This window comes from Sulfitobacter sp. M22 (assembly GCF_021736025.1).
Classification (GTDB): Bacteria; Pseudomonadota; Alphaproteobacteria; order Rhodobacterales; family Rhodobacteraceae; genus Sulfitobacter; species Sulfitobacter litoralis.
In genome coordinates this window covers 40,002-63,909 of sequence record NZ_WMEC01000004.1, presented here as the reverse complement: position 1 = coordinate 63,909, position 23,908 = coordinate 40,002, and the positions used below count along the sequence as shown (strand labels likewise).

Annotated in this window: 22 protein-coding genes; 7 read left to right on the top strand and 15 right to left on the bottom strand. The window is 57.3% G+C overall.

Annotated elements, in window-relative coordinates; translation table 11 throughout:
• The first annotated feature begins 10 nt into the window (after positions 1–10).
• On the top strand, positions 11–619 hold the full coding sequence (locus GLP52_RS17155; protein ID WP_027238575.1) for a recombinase family protein: 609 nt from the start codon (positions 11–13) through the stop codon (positions 617–619).
• Positions 620–684: 65 nt separating this feature from the next.
• Here GLP52_RS17155 and GLP52_RS17150 read toward each other — a convergent pair whose 3' ends face one another.
• From GLP52_RS17150 to GLP52_RS17115, 8 genes are all read right to left on the bottom strand, one after another.
• On the bottom strand, positions 685–1,350 hold the full coding sequence (locus GLP52_RS17150; RefSeq protein ID WP_237273803.1) for a cysteine hydrolase family protein: 666 nt from the start codon (positions 1,348–1,350) through the stop codon (positions 685–687).
• Complete coding sequence (locus GLP52_RS17145; protein WP_237273802.1) at positions 1,347–2,882, bottom strand: ABC transporter ATP-binding protein; 1,536 nt, start codon at positions 2,880–2,882, stop codon at positions 1,347–1,349. The genes GLP52_RS17150 and GLP52_RS17145 overlap by 4 nt, the downstream gene beginning before the upstream one ends.
• Positions 2,879–3,559 carry a biuret amidohydrolase gene (biuH, locus tag GLP52_RS17140; RefSeq protein ID WP_237273801.1) on the bottom strand — a complete coding sequence of 227 codons (681 nt, stop codon included), beginning with the start codon at positions 3,557–3,559 and terminating at the stop codon, positions 2,879–2,881. Before biuH ends, GLP52_RS17145 begins: the two co-directional genes overlap by 4 nt.
• Entirely contained in the window at positions 3,556–4,566 is a 1,011-nt protein-coding gene (locus tag GLP52_RS17135) for a formamidase (RefSeq protein ID WP_237273800.1), read from the bottom strand. Before GLP52_RS17135 ends, biuH begins: the two co-directional genes overlap by 4 nt.
• Before the next feature lie 11 nt (positions 4,567–4,577).
• Entirely contained in the window at positions 4,578–5,504 is a 927-nt protein-coding gene (locus GLP52_RS17130; RefSeq protein ID WP_237273799.1) for an ABC transporter permease, read from the bottom strand.
• Positions 5,504–6,610, bottom strand: a complete 1,107-nt coding sequence (locus GLP52_RS17125; protein ID WP_237273798.1) for an ABC transporter permease — start codon at positions 6,608–6,610, stop codon at positions 5,504–5,506. The genes GLP52_RS17130 and GLP52_RS17125 overlap by 1 nt, the downstream gene beginning before the upstream one ends.
• 1 nt (position 6,611) lies before the next feature.
• Positions 6,612–7,733, bottom strand: coding sequence for a BMP family ABC transporter substrate-binding protein (locus GLP52_RS17120; RefSeq protein ID WP_237273797.1), 1,122 nt, complete (start codon positions 7,731–7,733; stop codon positions 6,612–6,614).
• 158 nt (positions 7,734–7,891) lie between these two features.
• Positions 7,892–8,794: a LysR family transcriptional regulator gene (locus tag GLP52_RS17115; RefSeq protein ID WP_237273796.1), complete on the bottom strand. Its 903-nt coding sequence runs from the start codon at positions 8,792–8,794 to the stop codon at positions 7,892–7,894.
• Between the two features lie 153 nt (positions 8,795–8,947).
• On the opposite strand from GLP52_RS17115, the gene atzF reads away from it, so the two are divergent.
• Positions 8,948–10,738 (top strand): allophanate hydrolase, encoded by a 1,791-nt coding sequence (gene atzF, locus GLP52_RS17110; RefSeq protein WP_237273795.1) that lies wholly within the window; start codon positions 8,948–8,950, stop codon positions 10,736–10,738.
• A gap of 307 nt (positions 10,739–11,045) precedes the next feature.
• Here atzF and GLP52_RS17105 read toward each other — a convergent pair whose 3' ends face one another.
• The 5 genes from GLP52_RS17105 to GLP52_RS17085 all read right to left on the bottom strand — a co-directional run bounded on the left by GLP52_RS17105 (position 11,046) and on the right by GLP52_RS17085 (position 16,574).
• A complete protein-coding gene (locus GLP52_RS17105; protein WP_237272163.1) occupies positions 11,046–12,047 on the bottom strand; it encodes an IS30 family transposase in 1,002 nt (333 codons plus the stop codon).
• Between the two features lie 257 nt (positions 12,048–12,304).
• Positions 12,305–13,507: an acetylornithine deacetylase gene (argE, locus tag GLP52_RS17100; protein WP_237273794.1), complete on the bottom strand. Its 1,203-nt coding sequence runs from the start codon at positions 13,505–13,507 to the stop codon at positions 12,305–12,307.
• Entirely contained in the window at positions 13,504–14,991 is a 1,488-nt protein-coding gene (locus GLP52_RS17095) for a tripartite tricarboxylate transporter permease (RefSeq protein ID WP_273055897.1), read from the bottom strand. Before GLP52_RS17095 ends, argE begins: the two co-directional genes overlap by 4 nt.
• Positions 14,992–15,003: 12 nt before the next feature.
• Positions 15,004–15,498, bottom strand: a complete 495-nt coding sequence (locus tag GLP52_RS17090) for a tripartite tricarboxylate transporter TctB family protein (protein WP_237272761.1) — start codon at positions 15,496–15,498, stop codon at positions 15,004–15,006.
• Between the two features lie 104 nt (positions 15,499–15,602).
• Complete coding sequence (locus GLP52_RS17085; protein WP_237273792.1) at positions 15,603–16,574, bottom strand: Bug family tripartite tricarboxylate transporter substrate binding protein; 972 nt, start codon at positions 16,572–16,574, stop codon at positions 15,603–15,605.
• Positions 16,575–16,695: 121 nt separating this feature from the next.
• Here GLP52_RS17085 and GLP52_RS17080 point away from each other — a divergent pair, with 121 nt between their 5' ends.
• The 3 genes from GLP52_RS17080 (at position 16,696) to sorU (ending at position 20,012) form a co-directional block, all read left to right on the top strand.
• Positions 16,696–17,607, top strand: a complete 912-nt coding sequence (locus GLP52_RS17080; RefSeq protein WP_237273791.1) for a LysR family transcriptional regulator — start codon at positions 16,696–16,698, stop codon at positions 17,605–17,607.
• 421 nt (positions 17,608–18,028) lie between these two features.
• Positions 18,029–19,213 carry a SorT family sulfite dehydrogenase catalytic subunit gene (gene sorT, locus GLP52_RS17075; protein WP_237273790.1) on the top strand — a complete coding sequence of 395 codons (1,185 nt, stop codon included), beginning with the start codon at positions 18,029–18,031 and terminating at the stop codon, positions 19,211–19,213.
• Positions 19,214–19,268: 55 nt separating this feature from the next.
• On the top strand, positions 19,269–20,012 hold the full coding sequence (gene sorU / locus GLP52_RS17070) for a SorU family sulfite dehydrogenase c-type cytochrome subunit (protein WP_237273789.1): 744 nt from the start codon (positions 19,269–19,271) through the stop codon (positions 20,010–20,012).
• A 1-nt stretch (position 20,013) separates the two neighbouring features.
• Here the strand turns inward: sorU and GLP52_RS17065 are convergent, their stop codons facing one another.
• Both GLP52_RS17065 and GLP52_RS17060 read right to left on the bottom strand, forming a co-directional pair.
• A complete protein-coding gene (locus tag GLP52_RS17065) occupies positions 20,014–20,757 on the bottom strand; it encodes a hypothetical protein (RefSeq protein ID WP_237273788.1) in 744 nt (247 codons plus the stop codon).
• Positions 20,754–21,299 carry a sigma-70 family RNA polymerase sigma factor gene (locus GLP52_RS17060; protein ID WP_237273787.1) on the bottom strand — a complete coding sequence of 182 codons (546 nt, stop codon included), beginning with the start codon at positions 21,297–21,299 and terminating at the stop codon, positions 20,754–20,756. Before GLP52_RS17060 ends, GLP52_RS17065 begins: the two co-directional genes overlap by 4 nt.
• A 274-nt stretch (positions 21,300–21,573) precedes the next feature.
• On the opposite strand from GLP52_RS17060, the gene repA reads away from it, so the two are divergent.
• Together repA and repB are read left to right on the top strand one after the other, a co-directional pair.
• Complete coding sequence (gene repA, locus GLP52_RS17055; RefSeq protein ID WP_237273786.1) at positions 21,574–22,758, top strand: plasmid partitioning protein RepA; 1,185 nt, start codon at positions 21,574–21,576, stop codon at positions 22,756–22,758.
• A complete protein-coding gene (gene repB / locus GLP52_RS17050; protein ID WP_237273785.1) occupies positions 22,758–23,726 on the top strand; it encodes a plasmid partitioning protein RepB in 969 nt (322 codons plus the stop codon). The genes repA and repB overlap by 1 nt, the downstream gene beginning before the upstream one ends.
• Positions 23,727–23,908 lie beyond the last annotated feature (182 nt).

Genomic DNA, 23,908 nt, shown 5'->3' with positions numbered 1-23,908 from the left:
GGGGGTTCAAATGGGACAGCGCGCCGCTATCTATGCCCGGGTTTCCACGTTCGACCAGTCCTGCGAGCGGCAGGTCACGGAGCTCACCGCGTTCGCCGAGCGCGGCGGGTATGACGTGGTGGGAGTGTTCAAGGAAAAAGCCTCTGGCGCGTCCGACAATCGCGTTGCGCGCAACCGGGTACTCGACCTGGCGCAGGCACGACAAATCGACGCCATCCTGGTCAGCGAACTTTCTCGGTGGGGGCGGTCCACTCAGGACCTGCTGGATACCCTGAACAGGCTCGCCGGCTGGAAAGTCTCCGTTGTAGCCATGAGCGGCATGACCTTCGAAGTAGAGACGCCACATGGTCGAATGATGGCCACCATGCTGGCCGGGATTGCTCAGTTTGAACGCGATCTGCTCAGCGAAAGGGTGAAATCCGGGCTCGCCGCCGCAAGGGCGCGAGGAAAGAAGCTCGGTCGCCAGCCAGGACAACGCCCAAAATCCGACAAGCTCGCGCCAAAGGTCATTCAAGCCGTGGAAGACGGTCGATCATACCGATGGATCGCCCGCGACCTTGGGATCAGCAAAAATACTGTGCTCGATATTATGAAGCGGCAGCGACAGAGTTCCTTGTGATACGATCCTGCCCCCTACCGGAATCCACCCCTAGGCCCCTAAACACGCGTGGTGTTGACAGACCCTCAGCCATTAATCGCTCCTAGAATTGTATCCGTATCGGTTGCCCAGCCGACAATGCCCCCTTGGGCGACGATCATTTCGATAGCAGCGGCCTTGAAGGTTGGGAAATAGCTCTCGGTGGCATCAGTGGCCAAGAGGCACTCAAACCCGCGATCATTGGCCTCGCGCATGGTGGTTTGAACGCAAACCTCGGTCGTAACACCTGCGCATACAAGCTGGGTGATCCCTCGTGCGGCAAGCTCGTCGCCGAAATCTGTGGCGTAGAAGGCACCTTTTCCGGGTTTGTCGATCACCGTCTCGTCCGGCAGCGGGGTCAGCTCGGGGATGATCTCGCAACCGGGCGCGCCTTTGATCAACACACGGCCCATGGGCCCCGCGTCCCCAATACGTAGCGCCGGCGCACCGCGTAGACGTTTGGCGGGTGGGCAGTCGGACAGGTCGGGACGGTGTGCTTCGCGGGTGTGGAAGATCGGCAAGCCAGCGGCGCGAAAGCCTGCAAGCAGCCGCGCAACCGTGGGCACGATTGCTTGCAGCGGGCGGACATCGTTGCCAAGGCTTGCGCCAAAGCCCCCCGGTTCGATAAAATCGCGCTGCATGTCGATAATGACCAGCGCAACCCGATCACGTTCGAGCGGAAAGTCGAATGGTCGGGCTGGGATCTGCATCATGCGGCATGCCCTGCCATATGCTGCCCGATCTCGGTAAGATCGGCCGAGGCGGCAGTGGTTTCAAAGGCAATGCGCCCTTCTGACATAACCAAAATGCGGTCAGAAAGCTCCATGATCTCGTCAAGATCCTCGCTTATCAGCAGTACTGCCGTGCCGTTGTTGCGTGCTTCGATGATGCGGTCGCGGATGGCGGAAACGGCACCGAAATCCAGCCCAAAACAGGGGTTGGAGATGATCAACGCATTCACTTCGCCGGTCAACTCGCGCCCCAGAACAGCGCGTTGCACGTTCCCGCCGGAAAGCGAGGCGATACGTGCGTCAGGTGAGGTTGTCTTGACGTTAAATTCCGCAATCAGCTGATCCGCATTGCGCGCCATGTCTTTGCGATTGCACCAGAACGCGGGCCGGCCATTGCGGCCGACGTCGAACATCTTGAACGCAAGATTATCGGCGACGCTCATCTTTGGGGCGCAAGCGTTGCGCAGGGGTTCTTCGGGCAGGTAGCGGATTTTGTGCTTCCGAGCCTCTGCCCTTGTGGCGGTGTAGGGGGTGCCATTGGCCAGAATCTTGCCCGCTTGGATGCGGCGCTGGCCTGTCAGGATTTCCATCAGCTCCATCTGGCCGTTGCCGGAAATGCCCGCGATGCCCAGAACCTCGCCGGAATGCAGGGTCACCTCGTCGATCTGGATACTCTTTAGCCCGCTGCGGTCATGCGCCTGAATGTTATGTAGGTGCAGCACAGGTTTGCGCGCCGTATCAACCCGAACACGCGGATTAAGGACAGGCGCTTTGCCCATCATCGCTGCACTCATCTCTTCTATGCTCATCTCGGCAACAGCTCCGCCGGCGACATATTTGCCGTGGCGCAAGATCGTCACGTGATCGGCAAAAGCCGTCACCTCGCGGAATTTATGCGAGATCATAAGCACAGTCAGCGCGCCCGCGTCCGTCATCGCGCGGATATGGCCCAAAACCTCATCCGCTTCGGTTGGGGTCAGCACCGACGTCGGCTCGTCCAAGATCAAAAACCGGTTGCCAAGGTAAAGCTGTTTGATGATCTCAAGCTTTTGCTTTTCGCCTGCGGAAAGCTGGTTCACCGGACGGTCGAGCGGAACGCTGAATGGCATGGTCGCCATGAAGGTTTGAAGCGACTGATGTTCCTGCGCCCAGTCGATGATGCTTGGCGTGTCGGCCCGACTGATCACGAGGTTTTCGGCGCCGGTAAGCGCGGGAACGAGGGTGAAATGCTGATAAACCATTCCCAGCCCCAGTGATTGCGCAACCTTCGGATCGGTCCTGAACGCCTGAGCGCCATCCACAATCATCTCGCCGCTTGTGGCGCGGTTAAACCCCATGAGGCATTTCACCAGCGTCGATTTTCCGGCACCGTTTTCGCCCAACAGCACATGGAAGCTGCCCGCCGGTATCTTGAGAGAGACATCATCGAGCGCTGTGAAATCACCAAAACGCATGGTCATGGCGACGGCTTCGACGCTGATGGCACCGCCTGACGAGCGCGTGGGGGCCTTCATGCCGGAAGCCCCGCGATCAGATCAGCGCTGGTGGTCACGGCCCCAAAGACGCCGCCCTGCATCGTGACCATCTTGATCGCCGCAGCATGGTTCGCAGGGTCAGTGGCCCCGCAACAATCCTCGACGACCACACATTCGAACCCGCGATCATTCGCCTCTCGCATCGTGGTGGAAACACAGACATCGGTTGTGATGCCGGTGAGGATCAGGTTCTCGATCTGCCTTGTGCGCAGGATCAGCTCCAGATCGGTCGCATAGAAGCTGCCCTTGCCAGGCTTGTCGATGATCGCCTCACCCTCCAGCGGGGCAAGTTCCGGAATAATGTCCCACCCGGTCTCCCCGCGGATCAGGATCTTGCCGCAGGGGCCGCTGTCGCCGATCCCGGCCCCGATCTGCTGGCTGCGCCAGCGCTTGTTTGCGGGCAGATCGGCCATATCGGGGCGGTGCCCTTCGCGGGTGTGGATGATGTGGTAGCCCTTGGCCCGCATGTCCGCCAACAGCGATTTGATTGGCGCGATCGGTGCCTGGGTCAGCGACAGGTCATAGCCCATGTGATCGACATAGCCGCCGACCCCGCAGAAATCGGTCTGCATGTCGATAATGACCAAAGCCGTATTCTCGGGGCGCAGATCGCCGTTATAGGGCCAGGCGTAGGGGTGGCTTTGAACGGTGGTCACGACTGCGGCTCCTGCTCTGCGAACTTGCGGTTAGGCAGCGGGAAGCCACAGCTTGTGCCGTCAGTGATCTTGACCTCATCTTCCCACGGCAGGCGGTACGCCCCCTTCGCCAGATCGGTCATATAGGTATAAGGGCAATCCTGCGCGCCGCCTTTCACCGCGACATATCCGCGGTGCCCGAACTGATAGGGATTATTCTCGACGCCCCAGCCAATGCGCGCCTCGCGGACGATATCGGGGCGGACCTCGGCGGTAATGATCTCGTCCACGCGTCCGGTTTTGCCATGCGCGATGACGGTGCCTTCGTGGTCGATGATCATTGCCTCGCCCATGCTGTCGAACGTCCCGTCAGAGCCGCACATACACACGTTCGCGGTGATCATCAGGTTACAGAAGCTGTTGGATTGGTTGGTAAACCGCCACGCCTCGCGCATCGGGGCGGTATATCCCGCGGTACGGATCATGATCTCGGCCCCTTTGTACGCCGCTTCACGGGACATTTCGGGGAACATCCCGTCGTGGCAGATGATCAGCCCGATCTTGGCCCCTTTGGGACCGGTGCAGACCGGAATGCCGCCATCGCCCGGCTCCCACGGTTCTACCGGTACCCAGGGATGCATCTTGCGATAGTACAGCTGAACCTCACCCTGCGGGTCGATGATCAGGCCGGTGTTATAGGGGTACCCGCCGGGGTTCAGCTCCATGATTGAAAAGCAGCCCCAGATGTCATTGTCGACGCAGGCCTGCTTGAGCGCCGCAACTTCCGGTCCGTCCATGGAGCACATGATCTCGGGGTCGGTGTTCATCGACAGCCCGTGCAGCATGTACTCAGGGAATACCACCAGATCCATCGTCGCCATATTGCGGCGCGCCTTGCCGACCAGATCAACCACGCGGGCAGTTTGTGCTGTCAGTTCAGCTTTGGTCGCGACAGTTGGCAGTTGCAACTGCACCATGCCAATCACGACACCTTGCTCAGATTTGTTCAGTCCACCCAAACCATTCATAGTCTCTATCCTTATTTCGTCAGTGTCAGCGCAAGCGGTGCGCCTTGTACCGCGCGATCCGGCGCGCTGGTGAGGATCAAAAGCCCCAGTGTCAGGGCGTAGGGTGCCGCACCAAAAAGGTAATAGCCTTCGGTGATGCCCACCGATTGCAAGGCCGGGCCAAGTGCGCCCGCCCCGCCAAAGAGCAATGCCGCCCAAAAGCAGTTGATCGGGTTCCAACGGGCAAAGATCACCAGCGCAATGGCCATCAGGCCTTGGCCCGAGGAAATGCCCTCCGTCCAGCTGCCGGGATAATACAGCGACAGATAGGCACCGCCGACGCCTGCCAACGCGCCACCCGCGCCGGTTGCGAGCAGCCGGATGCGATCGGGGCTCAGCCCCATAGCACGCGCCGCATCGGTACTGTCCCCGACCACGCGCAAGCGCAGCCCCATGCGGGTGGTACGCAACATCCATGCAATGGCAAGCGCTAGCAGCCCGCCAACGATGAACAGCACATTCACCTCAAGTGCGGCCCGCAGCTGCGGGATATCAGACCACCAGCCCAAGCTGATCGCAGGCAGATCAGGCGCTTGTGGCTGGATATAGGGTTTGCCGAAAAAGAAGGCGAGCCCCATGCCAAGCAGCATCATGGCGATCCCGACAGCAATGTCGTTCACCCCTTTGAACTTGCAGATCCACCCATGCAACAACCCAAAACAAGCCCCCGCCACGGCCGCTGCCAACACGCCAATGAATGCGCTGTTGGTTTCGTAAGCCACGGCGTAGCCGCTCATCGCGCCGAACACCAATATACCTTCTAGACCAAGGTTGAACCGGCCAGAACGTTCGGTCAAAAGCTCCCCCAGAGACACAAAGATAAACGGGGTCGAGACGCGGATGGCCCCGCCCAGAATGGCGATGAGCACACCCCAAAGGCCAACATCTACCTGTTCCATTAGCGTTTCTCCCAGAAGGCAGAGGTAAAGATTGGCAGCCGCCCGTAGAGCGCCTCGCTCAGCAGGATCACCAGAAACACGATACCTTCAAAGACGAGGATTGTGGCATCTGGCAATTCCATGCGCCGCTGGATCAGCCCGCTAGAGGCTTCGAACCCGCCAAACAGAACCGCGACCGGCAGGATTGCCAGCGGATTATGCCGTGCAAGGAAGGCGATTAGGATGCCGGTATAGCCATAGCCCGCGACCAGCGACGCATTGGCAGAACCGTGCACCGCGGTCACTTCGAAGTAGCCCGCCAGTCCAGCGAAGGCGCCGCCAAGCGCAGTAAAACCGATCACCAGACGCCCGACGGGTAGCCCTTGCACCTGCGCGGCACGCACGTTGTCGCCAGCAATACGCGCAGCAAACCCAAGCGTCGTACGTTCGATCAGAACCCACGTAAAGATGCAGGCAAGCACGCCTGCAAGGATGCCCCAATGCGACGGAAGAAACGGCATATCCCCGACACGTAAACTATCCGTCAGCGGCACCGTGGAGGGTTTGTTGAGCGAGGCCGGATCGCGGAACGGACCTTCGACGAAATGGTTCAGCAGAGCGATGGCGATATAGGCCATCAGCAGGGATGCGATGGTTTCGTTCACGCCCCGTTTGATACGCAACGCGCCCACGGCACCGATCCAGACGCCGCCGACAATCATCGCGGCGATCGCCATTGCGACCATACCAAGCGCAACCGGCATACTCGCAACAGCGGTGCCTACAACTGCCGCCGCCAGACCGCCCAGTACAATTGCGCCTTCACCGCCGATAACCACAAGCCCCAGTCGCGCGGGAAGCGCGACGCAAAGTGCCGCGAGCACCAGCGGTGCCACGCGCGATAACGTGTTCTGCCACGAGAATTCAGAGGAAAATCCCGCCTTCCAAACCAGCAGGTAAAAATCGATCGGAGATTTCCCGACCATCAGCAAAAAGAGACTAAATAAAGCGAAACCAGCCAGTAAAGCACAGATCGGGATCACCACAGCCTCGGCCCGTGGCGCGATCCTTATAAAGGACCGCGCCGCAGTGGCCGCGGGCTTTTCAGCTTGAGCAACCAAAGTCATTTTAGCTTGTGGACCCGATCACGCCTTCGACAAGGTAGTCCATGCTCTCGATCGCGACATCAGTTTCGACAAAGGATTCTCCTTCGGCGGCGATCACATTGCCCTTGTTGTCTTTCAGTGGTCCTTTGATCGCGGCAAATCCGCCGGCTTCGATTTCGGCCTTTGTCGCTTCAAATTGCGCCCGGGCCGCATCGCTCACGGCGGGGCCGAGGGGGCTCATCTTGATGAAGCCATCAGCCAGACCGCCACGCACGAAGTTCGGGATCTGCTCTCCTGAAAGAGTTTTGGCCACCATGTCGGTATAGACGTTCGCCCAGTTCCATTCGGCACCGGTCAGGTATTTGTCGCCTGCAACCGGTGTCTGGTCGGCGTGGTAACCACAGACAAAGATATCGCGCGAGACAGCTGTTTCACAGATCACCTTTGGCCCATCGACGTGGCAGGTCACCACATCACAGCCTTGGTCTGCCAGCGCATTGGTAGCTTCGGCTTCTTTTACCGCGAGTGACCATTCACCGGTGAAGATCACCTGACAGACGATCGCCGGATCAACCGAACGCGCGCCCAGCAGGAAAGAGTTGATGTTGTTAAGCACCTGCGGAATCGGTTTGGCCGCGACGAAACCAATCTTCTTGGTCTTGGTCGCATGACCGGCCGCAACGCCGTTCAGGTACTGCCCCATGCCGATATAGCCAAAATAGGAACCAGCGTTCGATGGATCGTTTTCGGACCACAGACCGCCGCAATGTTCGAACCGTACGTCAGGGTGTTTCGGCGCTGTCTCAAGCACATGGGGTTTGTAGTAGCCAAAGGAGGTGGGGAAGATCAGCTTGGCCCCATCGAAATTGATCATCGATTCCATCGAGTTTTGCACGTCTTGGCTTTCGGGGACGTTTTCTTCTTCCAGCACGACCACGCCAGACATCGCCTTGACCGCTGCGGCACCTTCGGCGTGTGCTTGGTTATAGCCGAAATCGTCTTTGGGCCCGACGTAGATGAATCCCACTGTCAGCGGGTCGGCAGCCATGGCGGGACGTGCCAGACCGCTCAACGCGGCGGTGCCCAACAAAGCGGCAGAAGTGCCAAGGAAGCCCCGGCGGTTCAAGAACGGTGCATGTGTCATTTAAATCTCCAATGATGGTGCGCCGCCCTGGGAGGAGAGAGCGCATCTGATGTGATTCAATGACTACAAAATCCTTGCGATGATTACGTCTGCTCATTTTTACACAAAGCGGTGCAAAAAATGCATCACTCGAAAAATCGACCAGTAGGAGCAGGCCTCTAAGCGTCGGAAAACTGTTCTAATGCGGTGGAAAGGGCCAATCCGAAACGAGCGGAAGCCACAGGCAAGGTCCGACCGCGCAACTGACACAGCACCAGACTACCCGCCGCGACGTCACGTAACGCCAGTGGGCGCGAGGTTAGCTGTGCGCAGTCCCCCATATTCAGTCCGATCGGGATCTGGAATGCGATGGCGTTTTCATGCAGTACGTAATGGCGCATGAACTCAAAGCTGTCTGATGTCGCGATAGGGCGCAGCGGGCGCGACCCCCGCGCAGCAGCATCATCCAGCATGGCCCGCACCCCATATCGGCGCGACGGAATCACATGGGGCTGGTCCAGACAGTCACGCAGCCGTACCTCTGGCTTTGCAGCCAAGGGGTGATCGCGTCGCATGATGGCATGAATGACCTGCGGGATCCGCATCAGCACTTCCAAGTCGACCATATGTACAGGCTCGAAGACCAACGCTAGGTCACTTTTAAATTCGGCCAGATCACGCTCTGCGTCTTCGCGGTCGCGCACCTGAACAGAAAAAGTGACCCCGGGATGGTCGCGCCGGTAGGCGGCGGTGCGTGCCGGCAGAAAATATGGGATCAGCGCCTGAGAGCAAGCCACCGTCACATGACCCCGTCGTTCGCCGGAAAGATCAGCGACCTGGCTTCTTACCCGGCGCAAATCCGATTCCTGCATCAGGAAGTGCTGCATCAGCAATTCGCCCGCAGGGTTCAGACGGACACCGCGCGGTAAGCGTTCGAAGATTTCGACGCCGAACTCCTCTTCGAACCGCTGGATGCGACGGTTCAGGGCAGAGGCCGTGATGTTCATATCATCTGCCGCTTTCCGAATCGAGCCCGCGCGCGACACTGCCTCAATGAAGCGGAAAGTTTGCAGATGTTTCATCGGAAAGGCCCCTTGTCTTTAATGGTGCATTTTTTGCACCGCTTTTGTGAATTCTTAGCATTTGAATTCTGCAGCGCAACAGAGGACGACTGAGGCAAGCCCAGTGGTACTGCACGCGACGATTACATTGATTGAATTATAAAAGAGCCTCCTATGACTGATATTGCGATGACCATCTCCGATCTCCACGCGGCCTATGCGCGCGGCGTGTCACCTGAACAGATCATCGCACAGATCTATACCCGTTTTCGAGATGTGGATGACCCATGCATCTTTCTATCGATGACTAGCGAAGCTGAGGCCCAAGCAGCGGCGGCCGCGATCGGGCCATACGACCCCGCCAAACCGCTTTGGGGCGTGCCCTTTGCGGTGAAGGACAACATCGATGTCGCGGGCTATGAGACGACTGCCGCCTGCCCCGCCTATGCCTATACCCCGACGCAAGATGCCTTTGTCGTGGCCAAACTACGCGAGGCGGGGGCAATTTTTATCGGCAAGACCAACCTTGATCAATTTGCCACAGGGCTTGTGGGCGTCCGCACCCCCTACGGCGCGCCGCGCAACTCGATAGATCCTGAAATCGTGCCCGGCGGTTCCTCCGGCGGGTCCGGCGTGGCGGTAGGCCATGGCATCGTCGCCTTCTCGCTTGGCACAGATACGGCCGGCTCCGGGCGGGTGCCGGCAGCGCTGAACAATATCGTAGGTCTGAAACCAACCCTTGGTGCCTTGTCCGCAACTGGCGTCGTGCCCGCGTGTAGATCGGTCGAGACGATCTCGGTTTTCGCGCTCACCGTCGCGGACGCCTATACGGCTTTCTCCGTCGCCTGCGCCTATGATGCCGCCGATGCCTATGCACGACACATCTCGGCTCCCGCCCTTGCTGCGCCAAAACCCGCCCCCGTGATCGGCATCCCTAGCCGCGAAAGCATCCGCTTTTCGGGTGACGCCGTTCAAGAGGCTTCGTTCAACGCCGCGGTGGACCTGCTGCGCGACCAAGGTGCCGAGATACGCGAGATTGATTTTACGCCGCTCTATGATGTGGCGGATATGCTTTATGAAGGGGCATGGGTCGCGGAGCGGTATACCGTCATTGCGGATCTTTTGCACAAAGAGCCAGAGGCCATCTTACCCGTCACCCGCCAGGTCATTTGCAAGGCCGAAAAGCTTTCTGCCGCGGATGCGTTTCGCGGGATGTACCGGCTGAAAGAGCTGTCGCGCATTGCTGAAACCGCGCTGGAAGGCTTGGATATGCTCTGCGTGCCAACCATTCCGACCTTCCACACTGTCGCCGAGCTAGAAGCCGACCCGATCGGTCCGAACTCGAACTTCGGCACCTATACGAACTTTGTGAACCTGCTGGATATGTGCGGTATCGCCGTGCCCGTACCGACGCGCGACGATGGCCGTCCGGGCAGCGTCACACTGCTGGCCGCTGCAGGAAAAGATGCCGAAATCGCAGCTTCGGGCCTCGCTCTTGAGGCGGCAGGGCAGCGCAAATTGGGAGCAACCGATTGGCCGTTCACCAGTGCTCCCACCCCCAAACCTGCTGCAACCGACGGCCTGACTCTCGCGGTTTGCGGTGCCCATATGGACGGGTTGCCGCTGAATCATCAGCTGATCGAGCGAGGCGCGATTTATCTCGGCGCGGCGACAACCACCGATAGCTATCGCTTCTACGCTCTCGCCGGTGATCCACCTGCTCGGCCGGGATTAGTAAAAGGCACCACCGGATCGGGTGCCCCCATTGCGGTAGAGCTTTGGTCCTTGCCCTTTGAAACTGTCGGCAGCTTTCTGAAGGGCATTCCTGCCCCGCTGGGAATAGGCACTGTCGATCTGTCAGACGGGCGGCAGGTGAAAGGGTTCATTTGTGAGGCCGAAGCAATTGCAGATAGTACAGACATCACCCAGCTTGGTGACTGGCGACTGTATCTAGCGCAGGCGTAAGGTTGGGGGCGGGTGGCAATTGAAACGCCTCAAGATCCGGCACGTCAAAGCCTTCCCCTACAGCCTCAATCGCCCGGGCATACAACCCCACATACTCTGCCAGCATCTGGCCTAGCGTTAACAACCGCTCCACCCGCTTCCGCGCGGCAGTACGGGGAATGCCGATAGCCTCCTTCAACGCATTTGCCAACTCGCCTGCGTTCGCACCAGCTGTGAGCGATACCTGAACCGCGACTCTTGCCGAACTCAGGGTAGGGGTGTGAGCGATACCTGAACCGCGACTCTTGCCGAACTCAGGGTAGGGGTGTCATCGCATTTCCTCCAATATCTTTTCGCGAAAGACCTCGGCTGGCGTTTTCCATCCAAGGCACTTGCGCGGCGTGTTGTTGAGGCGATCACAGATCACCTTCATATCGTGATCTGTGCATTGCCGGATGTCGCGTTTGCGGGGCAGCCACCTTCGAAGGCGTCGGTTTGTGTTCTCGACTGTGCCTTTTTGCCAAGGGCTGGAAGGGTCACAAAACCACGTCTGGGTTCCGATCTCGGCTTGGAGGTGCGGCCAACTGACAAACTCGGTTCCGCGGTCGAAGGTAATGGACCGACGGGCGACGAAGGGGAGATCTCTAATGGCACTCATGATCTTACCCATAACCGGCTTGGTGCGCTTGTTGGGGTTCTTTAGGATCACAGTGAAGCGGCTGACGCGCTCAACCAATGAGGTAACGTTGGACTGGCCAAGCTTTTGTTTGAACAGCATCAAATCAGCTTCCCAGTGGCCAAACTGACGGCGATGAGCAACATCATCAGGTCGGAACAGGATACTGACATCGCGGTGGAATTTGGGCTCTCTGCGTTTTCTGGTGCGACGTGGTCTGCGGGCGACACGGTGGGTCGGTAGATACCACCACAGGTCTTCGCGCTGACCTTCCTTGGAATAGATATAGCGATAGATGGTTTCCTGGCAGACCCTGAGGGGAGTGCGCTCGTGGATCATGCGGTTACTGATCTGCTCGGGTGTCCAACCGTTCTTGATACGCTCAATCACACGCTTGCGAAGCTCGGGATGTTTGATCAGTTTGCGCTCCCGAGCACGACGCTCCGCTTGCATCAGGTGCGCAGCGGCACCGTAATAGCCATCGCATCCAGGCATGTTTTCATCCGAGAAATTGTTGCGTTTTAGCTCGCGGAATATCGTTGATCTGCAGCGCTTCAGAACGCGCGCCATCTCATCGACAGGGACCTTTGCGTGTCTCCAGCGTTCTATCTTGCGTCGTTCTGTGATACTTAGTTGGTCGTAAACGGCTCCCATACCGATTCCTCTCATTAGATAAACTACTGTTTTCTAACAAGAGTCGCACTTGGGGATAGCGCGCGCCGCGCTACAACGCTAAAGCCTGTAACTATTATTATGGTAAATTTATTTCGGGGTCTACGAGCCGATGGTAGCTCAAGCGATGAAAGAGTTCGGCTTATCTGGTTGGTTTGATTATGCGGCGCGTTGCCCCTGCCGCAAACAACAAATTGCAGCTTACGGCAGGGTCAGAAACTCTGGGCGTAGCTGATCCATCAAACCTGATCCAAGGAGGTGAAGCTAATAAGATCGCTTAAAAACTGAACGCAGGTTGCAAGTTGGCCGATCTCTACGAACTCATTGGGTTTATGTGCTTGATCGATAGAACCCGGCCCGACAATCACTGCAGGAATCCCGCCGATTTGTTCAAACACACCGCCTTCTGAACCATATGAAACCTTACCCCCCCATGCCGGCAGAAGGTCGCCATAGCGTTGAAAGCCTTGGGTTCCCCGAGCATCGCCCATGGCGGGATAGGAAAAAATCTTTTCGAAACGGATGCCTGTACCGGGGATTTTCTCTTGCATTGGGGGGACTATCTCACGCGTGATCCCATCCAAAAGCCCTTCCATATCCCGCTCGGGATCCATACCGCTGATTGAGCGCAATTCGAATGTAAGCGTGCAATTGTCAGGCGTAACATTTGTTGCAACACCGCCTTGCATCATCGTCACCAGCATCGTCGCGTGCGGTACGGTGAAATCCTGATCGAAGGGACCCTCTTTTTCATAAAGCCTGCCGCGCTCGGAAATCCGTTCAACCACCTTGGACGCAAATTCAATGGCGTTGACATGCTCTGGGGCGAATGACGAATGCCCGGCCATGCCCGTTACATGCGCTCGCATGGCGATCTTGCCTTTCTGCCCTGTGATCAGCTTCATCATCGAAGGTTCGCCGATGATCGCTAACTCTGGCGGCATAGGCAGTTGCCCAAGATACTTCGCAATCGCAGGTGCACCCAAACAGCCCACTTCCTCGTCATAGGAAAAGCAAAGGTAGATCGGACGCGCAAGTACCGCCTGTGCCAGTTGCGGTGCCACTGCCATAACACAGGCAGCAAATCCCTTCATATCGCAAGAGCCCCGACCAAAGAGCTTGTCGCCTTTGATTTCGGCGACAAAGGGGGCACTTTCCCATTCCGGTTCATCTGCGGGGACAACATCTGTATGACCTGACCAGACGATACCCGCTTTATCCTCGGGCCCAAAAGCCGCAATCAGATTTGCTTTGGTTCCGGTTTTGTCAGGCAGGATCGTGATCCGCCCGCCCAAATCCCCAAAGAATGCAGCCATATAATCAATGAGCGCGCGGTTGGACTTACACGAGACCGTATCGAATGAGATCAGATGTGCCAGATGCTTTGCCGCGTCCCCGGTCAGGCCATCAAATGCAAAGGTTGTTTTGTTCAGGTCTATCATTGCTGAACTCGTCTTTCTTTAGATTTTGAGAATTCTCGGCGGACGGTTAGCCCAAGCACAAAGATGATTAGCGCGGCGAAGGCCCATGTTATGGGCGATGAGAGCAGCACCGCCGGATCGCCCCGTGATATTGCCAGCGCGCGGCGCAGGTTTTCTTCGATCATCGGGCCGAGGATGAATGCAATAAGGAAGGGAGCTGCGGGAATGTTCAGCAGAAACATACCAAACCCAACCAGACCCATCACAAGAAGCACGGCCACATCGAAGGTGCTGGAGGCGATAGAATAGATCCCGAAGATACACAGAAGCAGCACCAACGGCGTCAGCAAGGTTTGCGGGATCAGCGCCACTTTTGTGAACATCCGCATGGTGATCTTGCCTGCGAAAAACAAAAGCACCGAAGAGAACAACATACCGATGAACAGCATGTAAATTTCATGCATGTTGGTTTGAAACAGCAGCGGGCCTGGAGTTAGGCCTTGGATCATGAAGGCACCAAGCATCACGCCGGTGATCACATCGCCGGGTACGCCCAATGCGAGAAGCGGGATCATCGTTGCCCCGCAGGCACCGTTATTCGCAGATTCTGACGCAGCGATACCCTCAAGTTCGCCTTTCCCGAAGTTAGCGCCGTTCTTGGAACTCCGTTGCGCTTCACCATAAGAAAAGAATGCCGCAGAGGAGGGTCCAATACCGGGGATTGCACCCAGGATTGAGCCAATCACAGAGCCTTTGAGAATGCTACGCAGCGACCCCATAAACTCCTCGCGTGTCACATGCTGGGCCCCCAGTGGCGCTGCCTCATCAGTTTTGGCTGCGCGCATGACCACCAATTTGATCAATTCAGGGAGGGCAAAAAGGCCAATCAGAACCGGTGCAATCGACAGGCCGGCTTGCATGTCAGGCACAAAAGCAAAGCGGAAAGAGCCGTAGAGGTCTTCGCCAACCGTTGCCAGCAGCAGACCAAGTGCCGCAGAGACCATACCCAACAGCAGTGAACCGCCTGACACCCCTGCGACAGTCGTCAGCGCAAAGAGCATCAGCATAAAGAACTCGGGCGGGCCGATATGCAGCGCCAGTAACGCGAGGGGGGCCGCAAAGAAAATCAGCGAGATATTCGACAGGAAATCGCCAATCACCGAGGAATAGAGCGCCATGTTGAGCGCTTTGCCCCCTTTGCCTTGTCGGGCCAATGGGTAGCCATCAAGTGCCGTGCAAGCAGCCGAAGCCGTGCCCGGAGTCTTAATCAAAATCGCTGATACCGACCCACCGTAGGTTGACCCTTTATACAAAGCCACCAGCAGAAGGATTGACGGAACCGGTGCCATGTAAAAGGTGAATGGCAGCGCCAAGGTCACAGCCATTGTGCCTGTCATGCCGGGAATAGCCCCGACAATTACGCCCCCCCAGATACCGGCGGCCATGATCAGAAAGTTTTGTAAGTTAGCAACTGCCGCAAGGGCTGCAAGAATCTCGTTTATCATCAGTGTCTCCGATCAGAAGCCAAGTATCTTAATCAGTTCACCCTTGGGGAACTGCGTTCCGAGAGCGGAATTGAAGAACAAAAGAAGCAATATCGGCCCCCCGACAGATAGGAGCGCAATCCAGATCCGATAGTTTCGTTCACCAGTCATGAGGACCATGGAAAGGGTCAGCAAAATAATTGCGATCAGAAATCCGACATAGGGCAACGCAAAGAGAAACAGCCCGAAAGCGACAACCAGACCAGCAAACCGGAGCAGCATACGTTTGATCGAACTGCCATCCGTTTCGACCGCTTCCTCCTTCGGAGCCCCGCCGCGGACTGCAAGGGTCAGCGCAAGCAAACCGAGCACAATACCAATCAGCGATACGGTTTTCGGCCACATGTCAGGTGGTGGTGCAAATCCAGGGATGAACGCCGGGCGAGGCACAAATACAGGGACAAGATAGAAGGCACAGAGCGCAAAAAATACGACTACTAGCAGCCCCCGCAAAACGGGCATCGTCATGGCAAGCCTCATGAAAGAAAAGCGATTTATGTTGAGATCAGGCTGGTCGCGAGGGCCGGCGACAGGGAATGCAGGCGGGCGACGTTTCACCCACCTGCAAAAGCTTATTGGGGCAGATAGCCAAAGTCTTTGGCGAGACCGTTAAACAGCTCGTACTGGCTTTTTGCGTAGTCGGGCATTTCAACCGAACCGATGGTCGAGATCGAACCGCGACGGGCCGCGAGTTCGAGCCATTTTTCATCAATCGCAACTTGGCCTAGAACATCCTGCCATTTGGCAATCACGTCTTCGGGCATGTCTTTGGGCGCATAAAGCGCGCTCCACCCAGTGATCTGGCCAGCTTTTTCATAGCCCAGTTCATGGGCTGTCGCGACGTCCGGCAGGGTGTCCACGCGCTTAGGTGCAAAGACCATCAGGGCTTTCATATCGCCGCTTTCGATATGTGGCATCAAAGATGCGGCTGCCATTGCAACAAAGTCTACATGACCGCCCAACAGGGCAGTCGCAAGCGCGCCACCGCCTTTGTAAGGCACCAGCGTCGCTGCAGTAAGCGGGTCAAGATCGTTGTCGGCCAAAAGCGCTTGTGTGGTGAAACCATCAATCGCAGTAGCACCGGAAGCCGCATAGGTCATTGCGCCATTGCTGTCTTTGATTGCCGCGATCAGGTCGTCGACGGTTTCATATGGCGCGTTGCCGCGCACTGCCAAGATCATCGGCGTCGCTTCGAGCGCGCTCACAAATGTATAGGCATCCCACGGCACGGCAGACTCTGGCGTCACAGCAGGTGACAATGCCATGCCAACACGCGCGAGCAGCAGCGTATAGCCATCCGCGTCGGCATCAGAAACGAAACGTGCGCCGTTCATGCCGCCTGCCCCGGGCTTGTTCATTACTGTTACCGGCTGTCCCAGAAATGGCTGTGCCGTTTCCGCCAGAGCCCGGCCAGCAAGGTCTGAGGCACCACCCGGGCCATAAGGGGCCACAAGCGTCACAGACTTCTCAGGATAAGATTGGGCCAGAGCTGGTCCGCCCACTGCCATCAGAGTAAATGCAATCGTTCCGATTATTTTTTTCATGAGTACCTCAGATTTTGTCCGGCATCCCGGAGCTGTTGGATGCAGGCCACCATCCACAGTATGCCGAATTTGACAAGAGACGGTCAATAGTTGCATAAATTGCATACTGAGAGGAGACAGCATGTTCAAGACACGCGAACTGCAGGCGTTTGACGCCTATATGCGATTGGGGGGTATGAAACTCACCGCCGAACATTTGGATTTAAGCCAGCCCATGGTCAGCCGATTGCTGTCGTCATTAGAGAAAAAGGCAGGCTTCGAGCTGTTCCAACGCAAGCGTAACCGCCTCGCTCCAACCACCGAAGCATTTCGATTTCATCAAAACGTAGTGCACCATCTTGCGGGGCTGCGAAATCTGGAACAAGAAGCCGGCGCAATCGCCAGCGGTCAGGTTGGGCATCTCGTTATCGCGGCCCAGCCCGTCTTTTGTGACACCTTTCTGCTGAACGCCCTTACCCACTTTCGGAAACAACACCCTCATGCCACGGTGCAAATCGCTGATGTAGGCATGGCTGAAATGCTTCGGATGATCAGTGAGCAACGCTGCGATCTGGCTTTCGGGATTACCCTCAACGCAGAGGCCTTCGGAGGCGAAGCCTTGTCACTTGCCCGTTGCGAGGCAAAATGTATCCTACCCAAGGGGCACTCACTAGAAGACATCGATGAGATACCCCTGCCGCGTCTGCGCAACGAGATGTTCATTGATCTCTCTCAAGGCAGCCCGCTACGGCGGCGGATTGATCTGATGATGGAAACTATTCAAGTTCACCGCACTATTGCCGCTGAATTGCGAACCATCCACGGCATTGTTCGACTTGTAGAACGGGGGGAAGGTATCGCAATCATTGATCCCGTCGCGCATCAACTTTTGGATCTCGACTTGGTTTCTGTGCATCGACTGCTCCCCCCCATAACCTGGGATATCGCGCAATTTGTGCCACACGGCAGATCACTTAGCACCGTAGGGCAGGCTTTTGCTGCCAGCGTAGCCGATGAAATTAACAATCTGAAGCGGGCCGGCATTGTGACATAGCACTTCGCACGCGGATCTCTCTTAGCGTCTGAGGGCATTCCTCAAGCTGCACGTTAACCTTTTGCCAACCCGAGCCCCCGAATTTCTCTCCCCCCATTTCGGTTTGCCGACGCAGCGAACGAACAAAAAACTCCGCACGATGAGCCTCCCCTCCTGGGACATTGCTCCGCAATACCCTGCCGACCACCGGCAGTGGTCTACTCTCGGCACATCAAAGTCATGCAACCCGATCATCAGGAGCAAAGAAGAGCGCCTGATCCTGTCCAAAGAATAGGGAGCACTTCAAGGTTCCGACGAACCGGCTGCCTTCAGGCAAATTTTTTAGCCGTGCTGGAATAAACCCCCTGCACCGTACGTCATTCAGACATAGAGCCTTTGCCTTCCATGGAAAGCAAAGGCTCCGAACCACGGGAGGAATGACATGAACATCGTAGAAAACGTAAAGCGCCGACATTTTTTGATCGGATCAGCTGGCACAATGGCCGCAGTGGCTGTCGGGGCGCCGGTGATGGCGCAGTCAGGCCAAGAGCCTTTGCCAGAATACGTCGCTTGGAAAGACGCCAAGGACATGATTGTCCATTCAAAGCAGACACTTGAGACAAAGCGCGCCGCGCAAGGATCGGAGCTGATCACCCCCACGACCGAACTTTACATCCGCAACAACCTGCCCGCCCCGCCCGACAAGATCGTCGCGGACCGCGATGCTTGGGAGGTCGTGATTGAAGGCGTCGCGAACCCGGGCACAATGACACTAGGCGCCTTGAAAACGCTCGGCGTCGAAACGGTGGTTTGCGTGCTTCAGTGTTCGGGCAACGGACGCGCGTTTTTCGATCACGAGACCAGCGGTTCTCAGTGGTCCGTGGGTGCTGCGGGCAACGTCGTATGGACAGGTGTGCCGGTACGCGCCGTGATCGACGCGATGGGGGGCGCGAATGCTGAGGCCGTGTTCCTGACCGGTACCGGCGGCGAGGAGATTCCCGACGGTCTGCCACCAGAGACAATTCAGGTCGAACGCTCTGTACCGAAGGCCGCGATGGATCAGGCGATCCTGGCGTGGGAGATGAACGGTGAGCCTGTGCCACTTGCTCACGGTGGCCCCTTGCGGCTGATTATACCCGGCTACTACGGCGTCAACAACGTTAAATACCTCAAGCGTCTCGCGCTGACGGTCGATGAGTCGCCCAACAAGATTCAGCAAACCGGTTATCGGATGCGTCCCGTCGGGGTAAAGGGTGACCCGTCGCAACCGTCGATGTACGAAATGTCGGTAAAATCGTGGATCACGGGGCCGCTGCTGGATGCGGCAACGGGCAAAGTACAGATCCATGGCGTCGCCATGGGGGGTGTCAGCGGTCTGGAAAAGATCGAAGTCTCTAGCGACGGCGGGCAAAACTGGGCCGAAGCGCAGTTTCTTGGTCCTGACTTGGGCCCCTATGCTTGGAGGCCCTTCGCACTGATCACAGATTTGTCCGAAGGCACGCACATGCTAGCCAGCCGTGCGACCAACCAAGCGGGCGACAGCCAACCCGAGATCTTCCCCCCTAACGAGCGCGGGTACGGCAACAACGGCTGGCGCGCCCATGCCGTCGACGTGACCGTAGGCTGACCCTAATGACCGGCGGCCTTTGTCGCCGGTCCGACCACAAACCGGAGACATATATATGACCACACGATTGACGCCGCGCCTTGGCGGTGCGCTTTTTGTTGCGCTGATCGGCAGCGCCGCGACTGCCGAGGAACGTTCTGATGCGGGCCGCGAAATCTTCAACGATACGGCCCAACCTCCCTGTGCCATTTGCCACACGCTGAAAGACGCCGGTGCCGAGGGCGAGATTGGCCCCAACCTTGATGACTTTAAACCGACTGTCGATCAGGTACTTGCCGCCGTGACAAGCGGGATTGGCATCATGCCCGCCTTTTCCGAAACGCTGACCAAGGATGAAATCGAAACGGTTTCCCAGTACGTGGTAGCGGTAACAGGCGGATCAGGTGCCGAGACTGAAACCGACGCACTGGCCCCCTCGTCCGAGGACGCCAGTGTCGCAGATTTGGACCTGGCCGGTGCCGCGATTTTGGCACAGGGCGATCCCGTGGCGGGGGAAAAGGTCTTTAGGAAATGCAAAGCCTGTCACACGATTGACCAAGACGGTGCCAATCGGGTCGGCCCCAATCTTTACGGCATCGTCAATGCAGCTGTCGCGTCGGTCGATGGCTTTCGCTATTCGGATGGGCTGACGGGGTATGGCGGCGTCTGGACACCCGATCGGCTGGCGGCGTTCCTTGCCAACCCGCGCAAGGCGGTTCCCGGCACAAAGATGAGCTTTGCCGGTCTGCGCAAAGAACAAGATCAGCCCGATGTGATCGCGTATCTGGACAGCTTGGACGCTACGACAAAAACCGATTGATCTACCCGACGCAGGACCGCGCCGACCGGATCGCCTCTGACAGCGACGCCATAACGCTTTCAGAGACGGCCCGGTCGCGGGTTTCAAGCTTGAGATAATCAGCGATTGCCGCGAACCGGCTATGATCCATCCCTGTCGCAACAATCATGTGGCGAAGGTTTTCCGCCGACGTCCATGTCGCGATCTGCTGATCCGAGGTGCTGCTGCCCTCTGGCGCATTGAACGTGCCGCGTAGATAGGTCAACCGGCAGCCATTTTGCCCCGCGTAATGGGCGATAACTTTGTTGTCTAATGCGCGAAAAGCAACAGCCGTCATATTTGCGAGGGTGAGGTCTGGCCCCCCTGCCCCGCCCCCCGCCGCAGCGTCCCGTAGACCGGCGGTTTCGAAGTCATATGTCTGCGCGGCCAGTTCGGCATGAATGTCAAAAGCGGTCGGCGACGCATTAAACGCGGAGCCGAACACCACAGCCAAAGCAAGAGCCGCGGCGACCGCACTGCCCAAAAGCCAGCGTCGCGGATGCCAGTTTTTATTAGACGGACGGGTTTGAGGCATTGCAGCCGACTGAACCAGTTCCGGTCGCAAGGATGACAAGCTTTGAGCGACAGCCTGCACGTCCTTCAACGCAGCAGTAAGCGCTGGCTCGGACGCGAACCGAACCTCTAACGCGCGCATCTCTTCGGCACTTAGCTCACCATCATGATATGCGTTGACCAGCATCCAGTCCTGCTCGTTCAGTTCACTCATGTCTTCCGCACCACTTTTCGCTTTGCCGCTTCGGCCCCATCGACGATTTCCAGCAACGCCTTGCGGGCGCGGCTGATCCGGCTCATCACCGTTCCGATCGGGACATCCATCACTTCCGCCGCCTCGGCGTATTTCAACCCCATGATGTCCACAAGGCACAACACCTCGCGGGTGTCGGGTGCCAGCTTTTCAAACGCCAACCGGATCAGCACGTCGCGTGCGATGTCCGATCCGCCCGCTTCATCAGAGTGACGTTTCTCGACGGCGGAATATTCCCGACGCACCCGCCTTTTTCTCAGCTCGTCGTAATGCAGATTGCGAATGACGCGAAACATCCATGGCCGCAATTCATTTAGCAGCGTTGGCCGTCGATCAGATCGCAGCCCCCGTTCGACCGCATCCTGAACCAGATCTTCGGCCTGATCACGCGATTGGCAGATGGCAATCGCATAGGCCCTAAGTTCGGGCAAAAGAATCTCGATATCGGAAAGCTGCACCATGAGAAACCGTACCGCATTTTTGGGCCGGATCAAAGCCAGCATGCCGCGCTATCGTAAATCCTCCATCAGATTTCGCACAAATTTTACAGCTGTAAACACCCGCATCACGATGTATATTATACCGAAACGCATTGCCCAGGCCGGCAGGTGCGCAGGCAACGACACAAAAAATACCTTTGTAGCGACTTCGCATATAGTCCCTAATGCGCCAAACAGGCCCTATATAGAGGAAATTTCTTGACTTAGGCCCCTGAATCATTGCTTCTACCTTCAAGTAGCGCAAAATAAGCTGCAGTATTGAATTTGAGGCAACTAGATGATTCCTGTGACACCATTGGCGAATGGTCGCCCTTCGGCTTTGGCGACGGATATTTCCGAACGGCTGAACGCCGCAATTAGGGAGCATCTTCTCTCTGCCTTTGCACCAGATAACTCCAAAACGCTACGGTCCTTTTCGGCGCCAGAGACGGCCGAACTACTGGGTGTATCTGGCCAGTTCATGCGCAAGGTTCACGCCGAAGGCACGCTGCCCGAACCTGCCGACATTCGCGGCGGTCGCCGTTACTATAGCGCACAAGAGATCTGGAATGCCCGCGAGATCCTAGAGGTAAGCTCGCGCAAGAAAGGTCGCTACCTGCCCCGTCGCAGCGGCGACGAAAAGCTACAGGTCTGGCAGCTCATGAACTTCAAGGGCGGGTCGTCCAAAAGTACAAGCAGCGTCCACCTCGCCCATTATTTCGCACTGCGCGGATATCGCGTCTTGGTCATGGATCTTGACCCCCAAGGCTCTCTGACGTCCATGTGCGGCATTAGCCCCGAGATCGAGTTCGACGGGCTGACCGTCTATGACGCGATCCGATACGATAATCCGGTTGGTATGGCCGACGTCGTGATGCCCACCTATTTCCCGGGGATTTCCATCGCCCCGTCACGCCTGATGCTATCTGAATTCGAGACAGAATCCGCCGTGCATTCCAATCCGGATCAGCCGTTCTTTACGCGTATCCGCAATGCACTTGTGCAGGTCGAAGATGACTTTGACATCGTCTTGATGGACAGCCCCCCTCAGCTCGGTTTTTTGACCATTGCAGGAATGGCGGCTGCCAGCTCCTTGATCGTTCCGCTGACACCTTCGATGCTGGATGTTTCTTCAACGGCACAGTTCCTCGAACTCGCCGGAGCCTACATGGGTGTGATCGAAGACGCCGGCGCGACACTGGATTACGATCACTTCAAGTTCCTGATCACCCGTGACGAGCCGACAGATGTACCGTCTCAGCAGCTCACCTCCTTCATGAGGGCACTGTTTCAGGATCGCGTGATGTCTGCGACGGCTTTGAAAAGCACCGCTATCAGCGATGCGACAATGCTAAAGCAATCCATCTACGAAGTTGTCCGCTCTGAAATGACTCGCGCCACATATGACCGCGCCAAAGGGTCCATGGATGCGGTCGGCCGTGAGGTCGAGGTCATGATACAACAATCCTGGGGGCGTAAATAATGGCTAGAAAATCCTTGGGCGGCATGTCCGGAATCGCCAACACCATTGCACGTTCGGGCACCTCGTCAAGCGAGCAGCGCCCCAAAACCAGCGCCCCTGCCCTAGGAGCGCTACAAGGGTCGCTGGCGTCTATTCGCGAGGTCGATCCAGCTCTGGTAGACGACTGGGGGCCCATAGATCGGCTCGAAGCGTTTACAACTGTAAACGACGAGGAGGACGAAGGCTTTGAGGGGCTCAAGGACAGCATTCGTGACGGCGGGCAACAGGTGCCAATTCTCATCCGGCGATCCAAAACGGCTGAGGGCCGCTATGAGGCGATCTATGGTCGCCGTCGCCTGCAAGCCTGTCGAGAGCTTGGCATCAAGGTCCGCGCCAATGTCCAAGACGTGGACGACGCCACCGCGCTGCTCGCAAAAGGGCTCGAGAATGCGGCACGTCGCAACCTTTCGTTTTACGAGAAAGCCCGTTTCGCCCAAGCCATCCAAACCGCGGGCCACGACACCACTACAGTGCGTCAGGTGTTAAACCTGTCGGCGTCGGGCTTGTCCCACTTGTCCAAGGTCACACAGAATGTCCCGGCTAAAGTAGGCGATATGATCGGGGCTGCACCCAAGTCAGGGCGTCCGCGCTGGACTGAACTGGCAGAGCTATTCGTGGCAGGAAAACTAACCGAAGCCGTAGCATTAGAACTGTTGAACCGCCTGACCGGGACATCGAACGCCGATGAACGTCTAGAGCGGCTTATCAAAGAGGCTACCAAACGCGGAGCGAAAACCAGCCCGACGGCTAAGGAAACGACCGTTGTGGAAGGCGTCACGATTAAAACAGGGCGCAGCGCGTTGTCGTTATCGGCCAAAAAGACCGGAACCAACGCGGGATTCGCAGTCTGGCTAGAGAAAAATCTCAGCCAGATAATTGAAGATTCGTACGCTGAGTTTACAGCTGTAAACCCGGCAGACGATAACTGAGGCAGAGCAAAAAGGAGAGACGCGAAAAAGAAAACCCTCAAAGCCGGAGCTTCGAGGGCTGCTGCGCAAAGCGCAAACTTTAGATTAGACACCTAGAAGTTAGCAGCCAACGAATCGCCATACAAGAGAAAACGCTTCCGAGCGAACGGGATTTCTTTGCCGCTGGCATAAAAATGGAAAAA